This window comes from Pseudomonas sp. PDM03 (genome assembly GCF_014852385.1).
In the GTDB taxonomy this organism is placed as follows: Bacteria; Pseudomonadota; Gammaproteobacteria; order Pseudomonadales; family Pseudomonadaceae; genus Aquipseudomonas; species Aquipseudomonas migulae.
In genome coordinates, this window is record NZ_JACVBM010000024.1 from 33,757 (window position 1) to 47,877 (window position 14,121).

Consider the following 14,121-nt stretch of genomic DNA (forward strand, 5'->3'; position numbering starts at 1 on the left):
GAAGTCGGCGCTGTCAGTGCTGACGCCATCGCCGGCAAGCCGGCTCCTACAGGGGATTAGTCCAGCCACAAAACATGCGTACGACAAAAAAACCGTGTAGGAGCCGGCTTGCCGGCGATGGCGATTCCGCAGGCGCTACATAGCAATCAGAACAACACCTTCACCACATCCGCAAAGCACTTGGCGAAATGCACGGTAATCCCCTTCCTTTCGGCAACTCGCCGAAACCGCCAAAATTGTGTTTTGGCAGAATCAATTCAAAGATCTTCTGCCACAGATTTTCAGCTATATCCGCTATGCACTTGTCTGCTTTTTTACGGAACAACAGTAAAGTCATTTTATGTTGATGGGTAAGTCGGTAGTCCAGTTCGATTTATGTACTGTTCCACTTATGTCTGTATGTGTTTGCATGGCCTTCATTACATAATCTCCTGGGGTCAGCGCCCAGTTGGGTGTTGCCTTCCAATAACCGCTGCCATCAGGAATGATGCTGGTTTTGTATGGGGCAATGGGTAATGGACTTACCTTGATCAGTTCAATGTCGACCTGAGTACTGAAGTGGTATGCATTTCCTTGGATAGTTTGGTCGATCAGAGGAAGTGACTCTCCCTCAAGGGGTTTGGTTATTTCTGGTCGTTTAAGCAGTTTTTGGTAATGTACTTTTTCGCTTGGTTCGGAGATCTCTTCTTCTGGCCAATACCGTCGTTGCCTTACACGAACCCAGGCCTGCATAGGTATTTCAAGTCCTGTTCCTTCGGGTGTAAAGCTCCACGTCCCGTCCGGTTTTACCTCGGTCATGGGGTTCCAAACGTATTCAGCCCAAAAACTGAAGTTCAGTTCAGTGAAGGCAAACTTTTCGCCTTCCCCGTTCATTACCAGTTTTTCAACCTTATCCCCCTCTTTAGGACTCAAGATAGTCGGAGGGGCTAATTGCGTCTTTTCTTCCATGATTGCTCTCACTTTGATGGGCGATGAGCAATCGTTTTATCAGGACATGGAAATGAGTCCACCTGTCAGAAGTGTCAGTTCAGACAGGTGGTCGTTGTGCAGTGAGGCGAGGAATTAAAACAGTATCTTCGCCACATCCGCAAAACGCTTGGCAAAATGCACGGTAATCCCTTCCTTCAGATAATCCGGCAACTCGTCGAAACTGCCGCGATTCGGCTCCGGCAGAATCAATTCAAAAATCTTCTGCCGCCGCGCCGCAATCACCTTCTCGCGCACCCCGCCAATCGGCAAAACATGCCCGGTCAGCGTCAACTCGCCAGTCATGGCCACGCCTTTTTTTGGCGGCTGATTGCGTGCTAGCGAGAGCAAGGCGCTGGCCATGGTCACGCCGGCGCTCGGGCCGTCTTTCGGGGTGGCGCCTTCCGGTACGTGCAGGTGGACGAAGGCTTCATCGAAGAACTTCGGATCGCCGCCAAACGACTTCAGATTCGAACTGACGTAGCTGTAGGCAATTTCCGCCGACTCCTTCATCACGTCGCCCAGTTGCCCGGTGAGTTTGAAACCACGGTTGAGCGTGTGAATCCGCGTCGCTTCAATCGGCAGTGTCGCGCCGCCCATGCTGGTCCAGGCCAGGCCAGTGATCACGCCGGTACCGGACAGAACTTGCTCGTTGCGGAACACCGGATGGCCGAGTGAGGCTTCCAGGTCCTTCGGCGCGATTTTGATTACCGCTTTCGGCTCGTCGATCAGCTTCACTACGGCTTTACGCACCAGTTTGCCCAGTTGCTTTTCCAACTGTCGCACCCCGGCTTCACGGGCGTAACCGTCGATCAGCGCCTTCAACGCGGTGTCGCTGATGCTCAGGCTGCCTTTCGACACTCCAGCTTTCTCAAGCTGCTTGGGCCACAGATGACGCTTGGCGATGGCGATTTTTTCTTCGGTGATGTAACCCGACAGGCGAATCACTTCCATCCGGTCGAGCAACGGGCCGGGGATTGAATCGAGGGTGTTGGCGGTGCAGACGAACAGCACTTTCGACAGGTCCATCCGCAGATCGAGGTAGTGATCGAGGAATTCGACGTTCTGTTCCGGGTCGAGGGTTTCCAGCAGCGCCGAGGCCGGGTCGCCCTGGTAGCTTTGGCCCATTTTGTCGATTTCGTCGAGCATGATCACCGGGTTCATCACTTCGACGTCTTTCAACGCCTGCACGAGTTTGCCCGGTTGCGCGCCGATGTAGGTTCGGCGGTGGCCCTTGATCTCGGCTTCGTCGCGCATGCCGCCGAGGCTGAAGCGATAGAACGGTCGGCCAAGGGATTCGGCGATGGACTTGCCGACGCTGGTTTTACCCACGCCCGGCGGGCCGACCAGCAGCACAATGGAGCCGCTGATCTCGCCTTTGTAGGCCCCCACGGCGAGAAATTCGAGGATGCGGTCCTTGATGTCATCGAGGCCGGCGTGGTGCTTGTCCAGCACCTTGCGTGCGTGCTTGAGGTCGAGTTTGTCCTCGCCATACACGCCCCACGGCACCGAGGTCGCCCAGTCGAGGTAATTGCGCGTGACCGCGTACTCCGGCGATCCGGTCTCGAGGATCGACAGCTTGTTCATCTCCTCTTCGATGCGTTTCTGCGCCTGCGTCGACAACACCTTGCCGACCAGGCGCTGTTCGAACTGCTCGATGTCGGCGCTGCGGTCATCCTTGGTCAGGCCCAGCTCTTGCTGGATGACTTTTAACTGTTCTTTGAGGAAGAACTCGCGCTGATGCTCGCCGATCTTGCGGTTAACTTCGGCGGAAATTTCTTTTTGCAGCCGCGCGACTTCAACTTCCTTGCGCAGCATCGGCAGGACTTTTTCCATGCGCTTGAGCATCGGCACGCAGTCGAGCACTTCTTGCAGCTCGCTGCCGGTCGCCGAAGTCAGGGCGGCGGCGAAGTCGGTCAGCGGTGATGGATCGTTGGGGCTGAAGCGGTTGAGGTAGTTCTTCAGCTCTTCGCTGTACAGCGGGTTGAGCGGCAGCAGTTCCTTGATCGCATTGATCAGCGCCATGCCGTAGGCCTTGACCTCGTCGGTCGGCTCGGTTGGCTGGTGCGGGTACTCGACTTCCACCAGGTACGGTGGGCGATGGTGCTTGAGCCAGGTGCGAATACGCACGCGAGTCAGGCCCTGAGCGACGAATTGCAGTTTGCCGTTTTCGCGGCTGGCGTGGTGCACCTTGACCAGGGTGCCGTAGAGCGGCAGGGCCGAGGTGTCGAAATGGCGCGGGTCTTCCTGGGGCGTGTCCATGTAGAACAGGGCCAGGGAGTGATGATCGGATTTACTCACCAGATCCAGCGTTTCAGCCCACGGTTCTTCATTGACGATCACCGGCAGCACTTGGGCCGGGAAGAACGGGCGGTTGTGGATCGGGATGATGTAGACCTTGTCCGGCAGGTTCTGGCCGGGCAGCGCGAGGCCTTTGCCGGTGGAGTGGTGCGGGGCGTTTTCGGGGTCGGCGTAGTCGCTCGGGTCTTCGGGGAATTCTTGCTGGTCGCTCATGGGGCACCTGCGCAATGGGGTATGGGTCTTAGATGGGGCAGGTGGGGGGTGGTTTCAATGGCAGGAGGGATTTCGTAACGTGTGTTCAGGTTCTGGACAGGGTTGGAGATTTTTGGCGTCTGTCCGGGCCTCATCGCTGGCAAGCCAGCTCCTACAAAGGTTGCGCATACCCTGTAGGAGCTGCGATGCGGCGACCCGACTTGCCGGCGATAGCGGGCTGTCAGGAGGCGACAATCCCTCGGTGGGATTACGGGCGGATTTCGATCATCGTGCCGTCCGGCACCAGGCCCCATACCTCGCGCATGTCCATGTTGCGCATGGCGATGCAGCCGTCGGTCCAGTCCAGGGTGTGGAACAGGTTTTCAGGATTTTCTTCGGTGTCCGGCGTGCCGTGGATCATGATCATGCCGCCGGGCTCGACGCCTTCGCGCCGGGCGCGCGCAGAGTCGCTGATGTTCGGGTAGGAGATGTGCATCGCCAGGTTGAATTTATCGCTGACCTTGCGCCAGTCCAGCCAATAGAAACCTTCAGGCGTGCGTTTGTCGCCTTCCATCAGTTTCGGCCCCTTGGGGCGTTTGCCCAGGGAGATGCGATAGGTCTTCAGCGGCTTGCCGTCGTTGATCAATTGCAATTGGTGGGCGGACTTGAGAACCAGAACTTTGTCGATGACTTTGCCGTCCAGCGTTTCCGCAACGGAAGCCTGGGAGATAGCGACGAACGACAAGCAAAACAGGGCAAGCAACCAGCGCATTGAAACGATATCCCTAAGAGGTGTCGCGGCTATTTTATTTATAGATGTTTTTTAAGTGATGGCAGGCTGAGCAAGCGGCGGGATCGACTCGGATCGCACGGGGTAGACCTCGGTCCGCCGGTCAGCGAAGAAGCATTCTAAGGTACGACCCACCGTGCGGAAAGCCAGGTCAGACCACGGGATGTCGGCTTCGTCGAAAAGTGCCACTTCCAGGCTCTCGGGGCCGGCGGAAAAATCCAGGTCCACCAGCTCTGCACGAAAGAACACATGCACCTGACTGATGTGCGGCACATCGATCAACGTATAGATGCTCAAGTTACGCACCCGCGCGCAGGCTTCTTCGGCGGTCTCGCGAATGGCCGCCTGCTCGATGGTTTCACCGTTCTCCATGAAACCGGCGGGCAGGGTCCAGTAACCGAGCCGTGGCTCGATGGCGCGCCGGCACAGCAGCACTTTCGAGCCCCAGGTCGCCACGCAGCCGGCGACAATATTGGGGTTCTGGTAGTGAATCGCCTGACAGCTGTCACAGACAAAACGCAGACGCGAATCGCCTTCGGGAATGCGCTGGGTGACCGGGTTGCCGCACTGACTGCAAAATTTCATGCTTGGGTTCCTGAATGCTGCGCCTATCTTGGCGTGCGGCGGTGTCTGTCGGCAAGTTGTCGTTTAGCGACACTCCGCAGTTCGGGGGGTTGGGCGGTCGGTGTGATTGGTGCATGATGCGAGGTAGCGAATAAATCGAGAAGACTCATGCTGGACGAGCTACTGCATCGAGTAAGCAACCACATCCCACGCACACTGGAAACCGACAAGCGTTTCCCGGAGGCCGCGGTTCTGGTGCCCATCACTCGCAGTGATGAACCGGAACTGGTTCTGACCCTGCGCGCCAGCGGGCTCTCGACCCATGGCGGCGAAGTGGCCTTCCCCGGCGGACGCCGCGACCCGGAAGACCCGGACCTGATTTTCACCGCGCTACGCGAGGCCGAAGAAGAAATCGGCCTGCCGCCGGGGCTGGTCGAAGTGATCGGGCCGTTGAGCCCGCTGATTTCCCTGCACGGCATCAAGGTCACGCCTTATGTCGGCGTGATTCCGGATTTTGTCGAGTACCTGGCCAACGACGCCGAGATCGCTGCGGTGTTCAGCGTTCCCCTGGAATTCTTCCGCAAAGACCCGCGTGAACATACCCATCGCATCGATTACCAGGGCCGCAGTTGGTACGTGCCGAGTTATCGTTATGGCGAATACAAGATCTGGGGCCTGACCGCGATCATGATCGTCGAGTTGATCAACTTGCTCTATGACGCCAAAATCAGCCTGCACCAGCCGCCCAAGAGTTTTATCAACACCTGAAGCCATCGCTCGTATGGCGTGAAGCCGCGGCTGCCTGAGCCTGAGGACAACACGATGAAATACCGCCTGGGCGACGCCCGCGTCGACACCCATCCGCAAAGCTGGGTTGCCCCCAACGCCGTGCTGGTGGGCAAGGTCAAACTGGAAGAGGGCGCCAACGTCTGGTTCAACGCCGTGTTGCGTGGCGACAACGAACTGATCCTGATCGGCAAGAACAGCAACGTTCAGGACGGCACCGTGATGCACACCGACATGGGCTACCCGCTGACCATCGGCACCGGCGTGACCATCGGCCACAACGCCATGCTCCACGGCTGCACCGTCGGTGACTACAGCCTGATCGGTATTAATGCAGTGATCCTCAACGGCGCGAAAATCGGCAAGAACTGCATCATCGGCGCCAACTCGCTGATCGGCGAAGGCAAGGAAATTCCGGACGGTTCGCTGGTCATGGGCTCGCCCGGCAAGGTCGTGCGCGAGCTGACCGAGCCGCAGAAAAAAATGCTCGAGGCCAGCGCTGCGCACTATGTGCATAACGCCCAGCGTTATGCCCGCGATCTGGCAGAGCAGGAAGAATGAACACGCCCGAACGCCCGGTGCTATCGCCCTGCGTGAATATCTGTGCGCTGGACGACGATGACATCTGCACCGGGTGCCAGCGTACCGTGGCGGAAATCACGGGCTGGAGCCGGATGGACAACGAAGAGCGGCGCAAGGTGTTGGGGTTGTGCCATGAGCGGGCGAAGTCCAGCGGGTTGCTCTGGATGATCGGGGCAAAACCGGGAAATTGAGGTGCGGCCATCGCGAGCAGGCTCGCTCCCACAAGGGAATGCGATCAAATGTGGGAGCGAGCCTGCTCGCGAAAGCGTCAGCGCTGACACCACCGCCTCCTCTGAAGTAACCTGTGCGCCAATTTGACAGGTACCTCCATGCTCTTCCTGATCGCCTACATCAGCAGCGTCGTGCTGATCAACTACGCCTTCTCCACCGCGCCGCACCTGGACATCATCTGGTCTGCCTGGGGCGGTTTGGTCTTCGTCCTGCGCGACATGGTGCAAACCCGCTTCGGCCACGGTGCAATCGCAGCGATGCTCGCAGCGCTGGTGCTGTCCTATGTCACCTCCGATCCGTCCATCGCCCTGGCCAGCGCCACGGCCTTCGCGGTCTCCGAATGCATCGACTGGCTGGTGTTCAGCATCACCAAACGCCCGCTGCATGACCGCCTGTGGATAAGTTCGGCCCTGAGCATTCCCCTCGATACCTTCATCTTCTTCGGCATGATCGACGCGTTCACCCCGGCCGTGATCCTCACCGCCATGGGCTCGAAGTTCGCCGGCGTGACCGCCGTGTGGCTGATCATGGCGTGGCGCTTGCGCAAACTGGCCATCGCCGGCTGAAGCCAAACCCTCAGGTTCATGTAAAATGCCGCGCTTTCTCCCCATGGGAAGCGTGCCAGGCACCGCGACCCTCGATGATCCGCTCCTTTGAGGACCTGAGATGACCCGTATCGGAACTCCATTGTCGCCAACCGCGACCCGCGTATTGATGTGTGGCTGTGGTGAGTTGGGCAAGGAAGTGGTGATCGAGCTGCAACGCCTGGGCGTTGAGGTGATTGCCGTTGACCGTTACGCCAACGCGCCGGCCATGCAAGTCGCTCACCGCAGCCATGTGATCAACATGCTCGACGGCGCTGCCCTGCGTGCCGTGATCGAAGCCGAGAAGCCGCATTTCATCGTGCCGGAAATCGAAGCCATCGCCACCGCGACCCTGGTTGAACTGGAAGCCGAAGGCTTCACCGTGATCCCGACCGCCCGCGCCGCGCAACTGACCATGAACCGTGAAGGCATCCGTCGCCTGGCTGCTGAAGAGCTGGACCTGCCGACCTCGCCGTACCACTTTGCCGACACCTTCGAGGATTACAGCAAAGCCGTTCAGGACCTGGGCTTCCCGTGCGTGGTCAAGCCGGTGATGAGTTCGTCGGGCAAGGGCCAGAGCCTGCTGCGCAGCGTCGATGACGTGAAAACCGCGTGGGATTACGCGCAAGAAGGCGGCCGTGCCGGTAAAGGTCGGGTGATCGTCGAGGGCTTCATCGACTTCGATTACGAAATCACCTTGCTGACCGTGCGTCACGTCGGCGGCACCACGTTCTGCGCGCCGGTCGGTCACCGTCAGGAGAAGGGCGACTATCAGGAATCCTGGCAGCCACAAGCCATGAGCCCGGTTGCCCTGGCGGAATCCGAGCGTGTGGCCAAAGCGGTCACCGAAGCCTTGGGCGGTCGTGGTCTGTTTGGCGTCGAGCTGTTCATCAAAGGCGATCAGGTGTGGTTCAGCGAAGTCTCGCCGCGCCCGCACGACACCGGCCTGGTGACCCTGATTTCTCAGGACCTGTCGCAGTTCGCACTGCACGCACGGGCCATTCTGGGGCTGCCGATTCCATTGATCCGTCAGTTCGCGCCTTCGGCTTCGGCGGTAATTCTGGTGGAAGGGCAGTCGACCCAGACGGCTTTCGCCAATCTCGGCGCGGCATTGAGCGAGCCGGACACGGCGTTGCGTCTGTTCGGCAAACCTGAAGTGAATGGTCAGCGCCGGATGGGTGTGGCGCTGGCGCGGGATGAGTCGATCGAGGCTGCCCGTGCTAAAGCGACCCGTGCTTCTCAGGCGGTCGTAGTCGAGCTGTAACCGAGGCGCGCCTATCGCCAGCAGGCTAGCTCCCACAGGGTTATTGGGCGGTCACAGATTTTGTGTACACCCAATAATCCCGCCAGCAGGCTAGCTCCTACAGGGTTATTGGGCGGTCACAGATTTTGTGTACACCCAATAACCCTGTGGGAGCCAGCCTGCTGGCGATGCTTCTGGTTCAGGCCACCCGATTCAAATCGTTGTGACGCGTCTCTTTCAGGCACAGCACCGCAATCAAACTCAGTACCGCCGCCCCCGACACATACCCGCCGACATAACTCAAACCACCCATCGCCACCAGCTTCTGCGCGAAGAACGGTGCCGCCGAGGCTCCGACAATGCCGCCCAGGTTGTAGGCCGCTGACGCACCGGTATAACGCACGTGTGTCGGAAACAGCTCCGGCAGCAGCGCACCCATTGGCGCAAACGTCACGCCCATCAGAAACAGCTCGATGCACAGGAACAGCGCCACGCCCCAGGTCGAACCCTGGGTCAGCAGCGGCTCCATCAAGAACCCGGACAGAATCGCCAGCACGCCGCCGATGATCAGCACCGGTTTGCGCCCGTAACGGTCACTGGCCCAGGCCGACAACGGTGTCGCGGCGGCCATGAACAGCACCGCAAAACACAGCAGCGCGAGGAAGGTCTCGCGGGTGTAGCCCAGCGTCGACACGCCATAACTCAGTGAAAACACCGTCGAGATGTAGAACAGCGCGTAGCACACCACCATCGAACCGGCACCCAGCAGCATCGGCGCCCAATACTGGCTGAACAACTCGACCAGCGGGATCTTCACTCGCTCCTGACGGGCCATGGCATTGGCGAACACCGGGGTTTCGTGCAGCTTGAGGCGCACGTACAAGCCGACCATCACCAGCGCGGCGCTGAGCAGGAACGGGATCCGCCAGCCCCACGAACGGAACTGTTCGTCATTTAGCGTCATTGCCAGCGTCAAAAACAGCCCGTTGGCCGCGAGAAAGCCGATCGATGGACCAAGCTGCGGGAACATGCCGAACCAGGCGCGCTTGCCCTTGGGCGCGTTTTCCGTCGCCAGCAATGCCGCGCCGCCCCATTCGCCGCCCAGGCCCAAACCCTGGCCGAAGCGCAGCACGCAGAGCAGGATCGGCGCCCAGGCCCCGATGCTGTCGTAACCCGGCAGCACGCCGATCAGCGTGGTGCACACGCCCATCAGCAGCAAGGAGGCGACCAGGGTCGATTTGCGCCCGATGCGGTCACCGAAGTGGCCGAACAGTGCCGAGCCCAGTGGCCTGGCGAGGAACGCGATGCCGAATGTGAGAAACGCCGAGAGCATCTGGGCCGTGCCGGAGGTCTGCGGAAAAAACACCGGACCGATCACCAGCGCGGCGGCAGTGGCGTACACGTAGAAGTCGTAGAACTCGATGGCGGTGCCGATGAAACTCGCAGTCGCCACGCGGGTGGCGGAGTTCGTCGGTTGCACAGGCGTGGTTTCGGTGTAGGTCGTGCTGGTAGTCATGCGGTAATCCCTGACAGTCATGTGCCCCAGTGGAGCGAATTATTATGGTCGAACACCCAGGGATGTGGGTTTGATGCGGGGGTGCGGGTAGCACGGGGGTGGGGCGGGGCTTGGGTAAGCGGCGTCGATTATGCCACGGTCGGAAACGCTTTTTGTAGGAGCCGGCTTGCCGGCGATAGCGATTTCAAGGACGCCATCGCCGGCAAGCCGGCTCCTACAAGGGCGGGTTGTCACACAGTTGTGGGGGTTGCAGCCGTGTGCCAGATCAACACGCGGGTCACGCGGTTGTCTTCGGTCTCCAGAATCTCCAGCCGATAACGCCCGATCTTCAGGCATACCGCACTGTCCGGAATTGTCTCCAGCGCTTCGGTCACCAGCCCGTTAAGGGTTTTCGGGCCATCGCTGGGCAAATGCCAGCCGAGGCTTTTGTTCAGGTCGCGAATCGACGCCGCACCGTCGATCACCAGGCGTCCATCGGCCTGCGGATGGATGTGCGGGTTGTCCAGGCTGTGCTGGCTTTCGAATTCGCCGACGATTTCTTCGAGAATGTCTTCCAGCGTGACGATGCCGAGCACTTCGCCATACTCGTCGACCACCATGCCCAGGCGCCGCTGCTGTTTGTGAAAATTCAACAGTTGCAGCTGCAACGGTGTGCTTTCCGGTACGAAATACGGGTCGTGACACGCGGCCAGCAGTGCTTCGCGAGTGAGTTGGCCGTCGGGCAGCAGATGGCGGATCTGCCGGGTGTTGAGCACCGCCTCGACCTGGTTGATGTCACTGTGGAACACCGGCAGGCGCGTGCGCCGGTTGGCCCGAAGCTGTTCGAGGATTTCTTCGATGGAGTCGTCGAGGTTGATCCCGTCGACATCGCTGCGCGGCACAAGAATGTCGTTGACCGTGATGTTGTCCAGCGCGTGGATGCCGGACACCGCGTGCGGACGGCAAACCGGTTGTTGGTCGTCGTGACGATCCTTCGGCGTCTCGTCCTCGCTCTGCTGCACCACTTTGGCCTTGCGGGCAAACGGCCGCATCAGCAACTGGCTGATGCCATTGAGCAGCCAGGCGGCCGGGTAGATGATTTTCAGCGGCGCGCGGAGCAAGGTGTTGCCCAGCGCCAGGACCGCGTCGGGATAGCGGACGGCCAGGGTGCGCGGCAGGTAGTCGGCAAACACCAGCAGAATCGCGCCGGCCCCCAGGCACGCGGCCCATGGGCCGTTTTCAGCCCAAGTGAAAATCGCCAGCAAAGTGCTGATGACCACTACCAGTGCACGGCACAGGGTGTTGCAGAGAATCAGGCTGTTGAGCGGAAAACTCAGCTTTGCCACCGGTTTGTCGCTTGCGCGCGAGGCGGTGCGCTGGGCCAGCAAGTGCTGGTGTGCCGCTTCAATGGCGGTGAACAGCCCCGACCATAAAATCAGCAGGGCCACTACGGCGAGCATCGGCCCTATGGGCAAGTCGTCCATTTATGCCGCCCGTCAGATGTGCAGGATGTATTCACGGACCAGCTTGCTGCCGAAATACGCGAGCATCAACAGGCAGAAACCGGCGAGGGTCCAGCGAATGGCCTTGTGTCCGCGCCAGCCGAGGCGGTTGCGGCCCCAGAGCAGCACGCTGAAGACGATCCAGGCCAGGCACGCCAGCAAGGTTTTGTGCACCAGATGCTGGGCGAACAGATTGTCGACGAACAGCCAGCCAGAGATCAGCGACAGCGACAGCAAGGTCCAGCCGGCCCACAGGAAACTGAACAGCAGGCTTTCCATGGTTTGCAGCGGCGGGAAGTTCTTGATCAGTCCGGACGGGTGCTTGTGCTTGAGTTGATGGTCCTGAACCAGCAGCAGCAAGGCCTGGAACACCGCGATGGTGAACATGCCGTAGGCCAGGATCGACAACAGGATATGCGCGAGGATGCCCGGCTCTTCGTCGATGATCTGCACCGTGCCGGCCGGGGCGAACTGTGCCAGCAGCACGGTGGCGGCGCCTAACGGAAACAGCAATATCAGCAGGTTTTCCACCGGGATCCGCGAGCAGGCCAGCAGCGTCAGGGCAATGACCGCTGCGGCGATCAGGCTGGCGGCGCTGAAAAAGTCCAGGCCCAGGCCAATCGGTGTCAGCAGGTGGGTGAACAGGCTGGCGCTGTGAGCCAGCACGGCGAGCACGCCGAGCGTGACCAGCAGGCGTTTGTTCGCCTTGGCGCCGGTGGCCAGGCGAGAGCCCTGATAAATGGTCGCAGCGGCATATAAGCAGGCGGCGGCGAGGGTGGTAAGCAAACTGGGTGACAAGGGGAGCATAAATCCTGTTAGGCAAGCCCGAAAGGCGCTGAGTTTGGCATAGAACCCACACACCACGAAAGTGCGAGGTGTCCGCCAGTCGCAGTCTTCGCTATAATCCGCGACCTGCCCACGCCGCAGGCTCGCCGAGCACATGTTGATTCCGGTCTGGGCCGCCATTATCCCGGTCTACACAGGGCCTGAAAGGATCGCGCAATGTTTGAAAACTTAACCGACCGTCTCTCGCAGACGCTGCGCCATGTCACCGGCAAGGCCAAGCTGACCGAGGACAACATCAAAGACACCCTGCGCGAAGTGCGCATGGCGTTGCTTGAAGCCGACGTCGCCTTGCCGGTGGTGAAGGACTTTGTCAATTCGGTCAAGGAACGCGCCGTCGGCACCGAGGTGTCGCGCAGCCTGACGCCGGGCCAGGCCTTCGTGAAGATCGTCCAGGCCGAACTCGAAAGCCTGATGGGCGCGGCCAACGAAGACCTGAACCTGAGCGCCGTTCCGCCCGCCGTCGTATTGATGGCCGGTTTGCAGGGCGCCGGTAAAACCACCACCGCCGGTAAACTTGCGCGCTTCCTTAAAGAGCGCAAGAAGAAGTCGGTGATGGTGGTGTCCGCGGACGTTTACCGTCCGGCGGCGATCAAGCAGCTGGAAACCCTGGCCAACGACATCGGCGTGACGTTCTTCCCGTCCGACCTGAGCCAGAAGCCGGTCGACATCGCGCAAGCGGCTATAAAAGAAGCAAAGCTTAAGTTTATTGATGTGGTCATCGTCGATACCGCCGGTCGTCTGCACATCGACGAAGAGATGATGGGCGAGATCAAGGCGTTGCACGCCGCGATCAACCCGGTCGAAACGCTGTTCGTGGTCGACGCCATGACCGGCCAGGATGCCGCCAACACGGCCAAGGCCTTCGGCGATGCACTGCCGCTGACCGGTGTGATCCTGACCAAGGTCGACGGCGACGCCCGTGGCGGTGCCGCACTGTCCGTTCGTGCCATCACCGGCAAGCCGATCAAGTTCATCGGTATGGGCGAGAAGACCGAAGCCCTTGAGCCGTTCCATCCGGAGCGTATCGCTTCGCGGATCCTCGGCATGGGCGACGTGCTCAGCCTGATCGAACAGGCCGAAGCGACGCTCGACAAGGACAAGGCCGACAAGCTGGCCAAGAAGCTGAAGAAGGGCAAGGGCTTCGACCTCGAAGACTTCCGCGATCAGCTGCAACAGATGAAGAACATGGGCGGCCTCGGTGGCCTCATGGACAAACTGCCGAACATCGGCGGTGTGAACCTGGCGCAAATGGGCAATGCCCAGGGCGCGGCAGAGAAACAATTCAAGCAGATGGAAGCCATCATCAATTCCATGACCCCGGCCGAGCGCCGCGACCCTGAGCTGATCAGCGGTTCGCGCAAACGCCGGATCGCCATGGGTTCCGGCACTCAGGTGCAGGACATCGGTCGCTTGATCAAGCAGCACAAGCAGATGCAGAAGATGATGAAGAAATTCTCCGCGAAAGGCGGAATGGCCAAAATGATGCGCGGCATGGGCGGTATGTTGCCCGGCGGCGGCATGCCGAAAATGTAAAGAATTCGCGCAGGGGCTTGCTCTTGCGCAGCCCACACGGAAGTGGGATCTCCAGCAAACCCGCACTTGGCGGGAGCTGACTGGCCGTTTTCAACGACGGCTCTATAGCAAATCTGGTTGGCGTCCGATAGGCCGCCGGAAAAAGACATTTGCAAAAGTCCGGATATTCCTTAGAATATGCGGCCTTTCGGGCACCTATGCCCGCTGTGCCTTTAGATTTGCAGCACCGACTACAGGAACGATGTTCACATGCTAACAATCCGTCTTGCCCTTGGCGGCTCCAAAAAGCGCCCGTTTTACCACTTGACCGTAACCGACAGCCGCAACCCGCGCGACGGTTCGCACAAGGAACAGGTTGGTTTCTTCAACCCTGTTGCTCGTGGTCAAGAAGTCCGTCTGTCCGTGAACCAAGAGCGCGTAGCCTACTGGCTGAGCGTTGGTGCACAACCTTCTGAGCGTGTTGCTCAGTTGTTGAAGGACGCTGCTAAGGCTGCGGCCTGAGCAAT

The 14,121-nt window shown here is 59.8% G+C and carries 14 protein-coding genes and 1 pseudogene; 7 read left to right on the forward strand and 8 right to left on the reverse strand.

Annotation, left to right across the window (positions count from 1 at the left end):
- Positions 1-146: 146 nt before the first annotated feature.
- The 5 genes and pseudogenes from IB254_RS30015 to IB254_RS25555 all read right to left on the reverse strand — a co-directional run.
- Positions 147-271: pseudogene (locus IB254_RS30015) on the reverse strand (hypothetical protein); the annotation flags it as partial.
- A gap of 62 nt (positions 272-333) precedes the next feature.
- Entirely contained in the window at positions 334-948 is a 615-nt protein-coding gene (locus IB254_RS25540) for a hypothetical protein (protein ID WP_192420147.1), read from the reverse strand.
- 114 nt (positions 949-1,062) lie between these two features.
- On the reverse strand, positions 1,063-3,480 hold the full coding sequence (lon, locus tag IB254_RS25545) for an endopeptidase La (RefSeq protein WP_192420149.1): 2,418 nt from the start codon (positions 3,478-3,480) through the stop codon (positions 1,063-1,065).
- A 247-nt stretch (positions 3,481-3,727) separates the two neighbouring features.
- Entirely contained in the window at positions 3,728-4,231 is a 504-nt protein-coding gene (locus IB254_RS25550) for a L,D-transpeptidase family protein (RefSeq protein WP_008025576.1), read from the reverse strand.
- Positions 4,232-4,282: 51 nt separating this feature from the next.
- Complete coding sequence (locus IB254_RS25555) at positions 4,283-4,834, reverse strand: NUDIX hydrolase (RefSeq protein ID WP_008042386.1); 552 nt, start codon at positions 4,832-4,834, stop codon at positions 4,283-4,285.
- 147 nt (positions 4,835-4,981) lie between these two features.
- Between IB254_RS25555 and IB254_RS25560 the strand changes: the two genes are divergently transcribed.
- The 5 genes from IB254_RS25560 (at position 4,982) to purT (ending at position 8,260) form a co-directional block, all read left to right on the forward strand.
- Positions 4,982-5,581 (forward strand): CoA pyrophosphatase, encoded by a 600-nt coding sequence (locus IB254_RS25560; protein WP_008025581.1) that lies wholly within the window; start codon positions 4,982-4,984, stop codon positions 5,579-5,581.
- Positions 5,582-5,635: 54 nt separating this feature from the next.
- On the forward strand, positions 5,636-6,160 hold the full coding sequence (locus IB254_RS25565; protein WP_192420151.1) for a gamma carbonic anhydrase family protein: 525 nt from the start codon (positions 5,636-5,638) through the stop codon (positions 6,158-6,160).
- On the forward strand, positions 6,157-6,372 hold the full coding sequence (locus IB254_RS25570; RefSeq protein ID WP_008025585.1) for a DUF1289 domain-containing protein: 216 nt from the start codon (positions 6,157-6,159) through the stop codon (positions 6,370-6,372). The genes IB254_RS25565 and IB254_RS25570 overlap by 4 nt, the downstream gene beginning before the upstream one ends.
- Positions 6,373-6,510: 138 nt before the next feature.
- The gene (locus IB254_RS25575; protein WP_192228454.1) at positions 6,511-6,978 is read left to right on the forward strand and encodes a VUT family protein; all 468 of its coding nucleotides are present in this window, start codon (positions 6,511-6,513) and stop codon (positions 6,976-6,978) included.
- A 100-nt stretch (positions 6,979-7,078) separates the two neighbouring features.
- The gene (gene purT, locus IB254_RS25580; protein WP_008042382.1) at positions 7,079-8,260 is read left to right on the forward strand and encodes a formate-dependent phosphoribosylglycinamide formyltransferase; all 1,182 of its coding nucleotides are present in this window, start codon (positions 7,079-7,081) and stop codon (positions 8,258-8,260) included.
- Positions 8,261-8,438: 178 nt separating this feature from the next.
- Here the strand turns inward: purT and IB254_RS25585 are convergent, their stop codons facing one another.
- The 3 genes from IB254_RS25585 to IB254_RS25595 all read right to left on the reverse strand — a co-directional run bounded on the left by IB254_RS25585 (position 8,439) and on the right by IB254_RS25595 (position 12,043).
- A complete protein-coding gene (locus IB254_RS25585) occupies positions 8,439-9,755 on the reverse strand; it encodes an MFS transporter (RefSeq protein WP_192420153.1) in 1,317 nt (438 codons plus the stop codon).
- Positions 9,756-9,985: 230 nt separating this feature from the next.
- Positions 9,986-11,218, reverse strand: a complete 1,233-nt coding sequence (locus IB254_RS25590; RefSeq protein WP_192420160.1) for an HlyC/CorC family transporter — start codon at positions 11,216-11,218, stop codon at positions 9,986-9,988.
- Positions 11,219-11,230: 12 nt separating this feature from the next.
- Entirely contained in the window at positions 11,231-12,043 is an 813-nt protein-coding gene (locus tag IB254_RS25595; protein WP_192420162.1) for an inner membrane protein YpjD, read from the reverse strand.
- Positions 12,044-12,238: 195 nt separating this feature from the next.
- Between IB254_RS25595 and ffh the strand changes: the two genes are divergently transcribed.
- Both ffh and rpsP read left to right on the forward strand, forming a co-directional pair.
- Entirely contained in the window at positions 12,239-13,615 is a 1,377-nt protein-coding gene (ffh, locus tag IB254_RS25600) for a signal recognition particle protein (RefSeq protein ID WP_008042378.1), read from the forward strand.
- Positions 13,616-13,864: 249 nt separating this feature from the next.
- Positions 13,865-14,116 carry a 30S ribosomal protein S16 gene (gene rpsP, locus IB254_RS25605; RefSeq protein ID WP_007944872.1) on the forward strand — a complete coding sequence of 84 codons (252 nt, stop codon included), beginning with the start codon at positions 13,865-13,867 and terminating at the stop codon, positions 14,114-14,116.
- Positions 14,117-14,121: the final 5 nt, after the last annotated feature.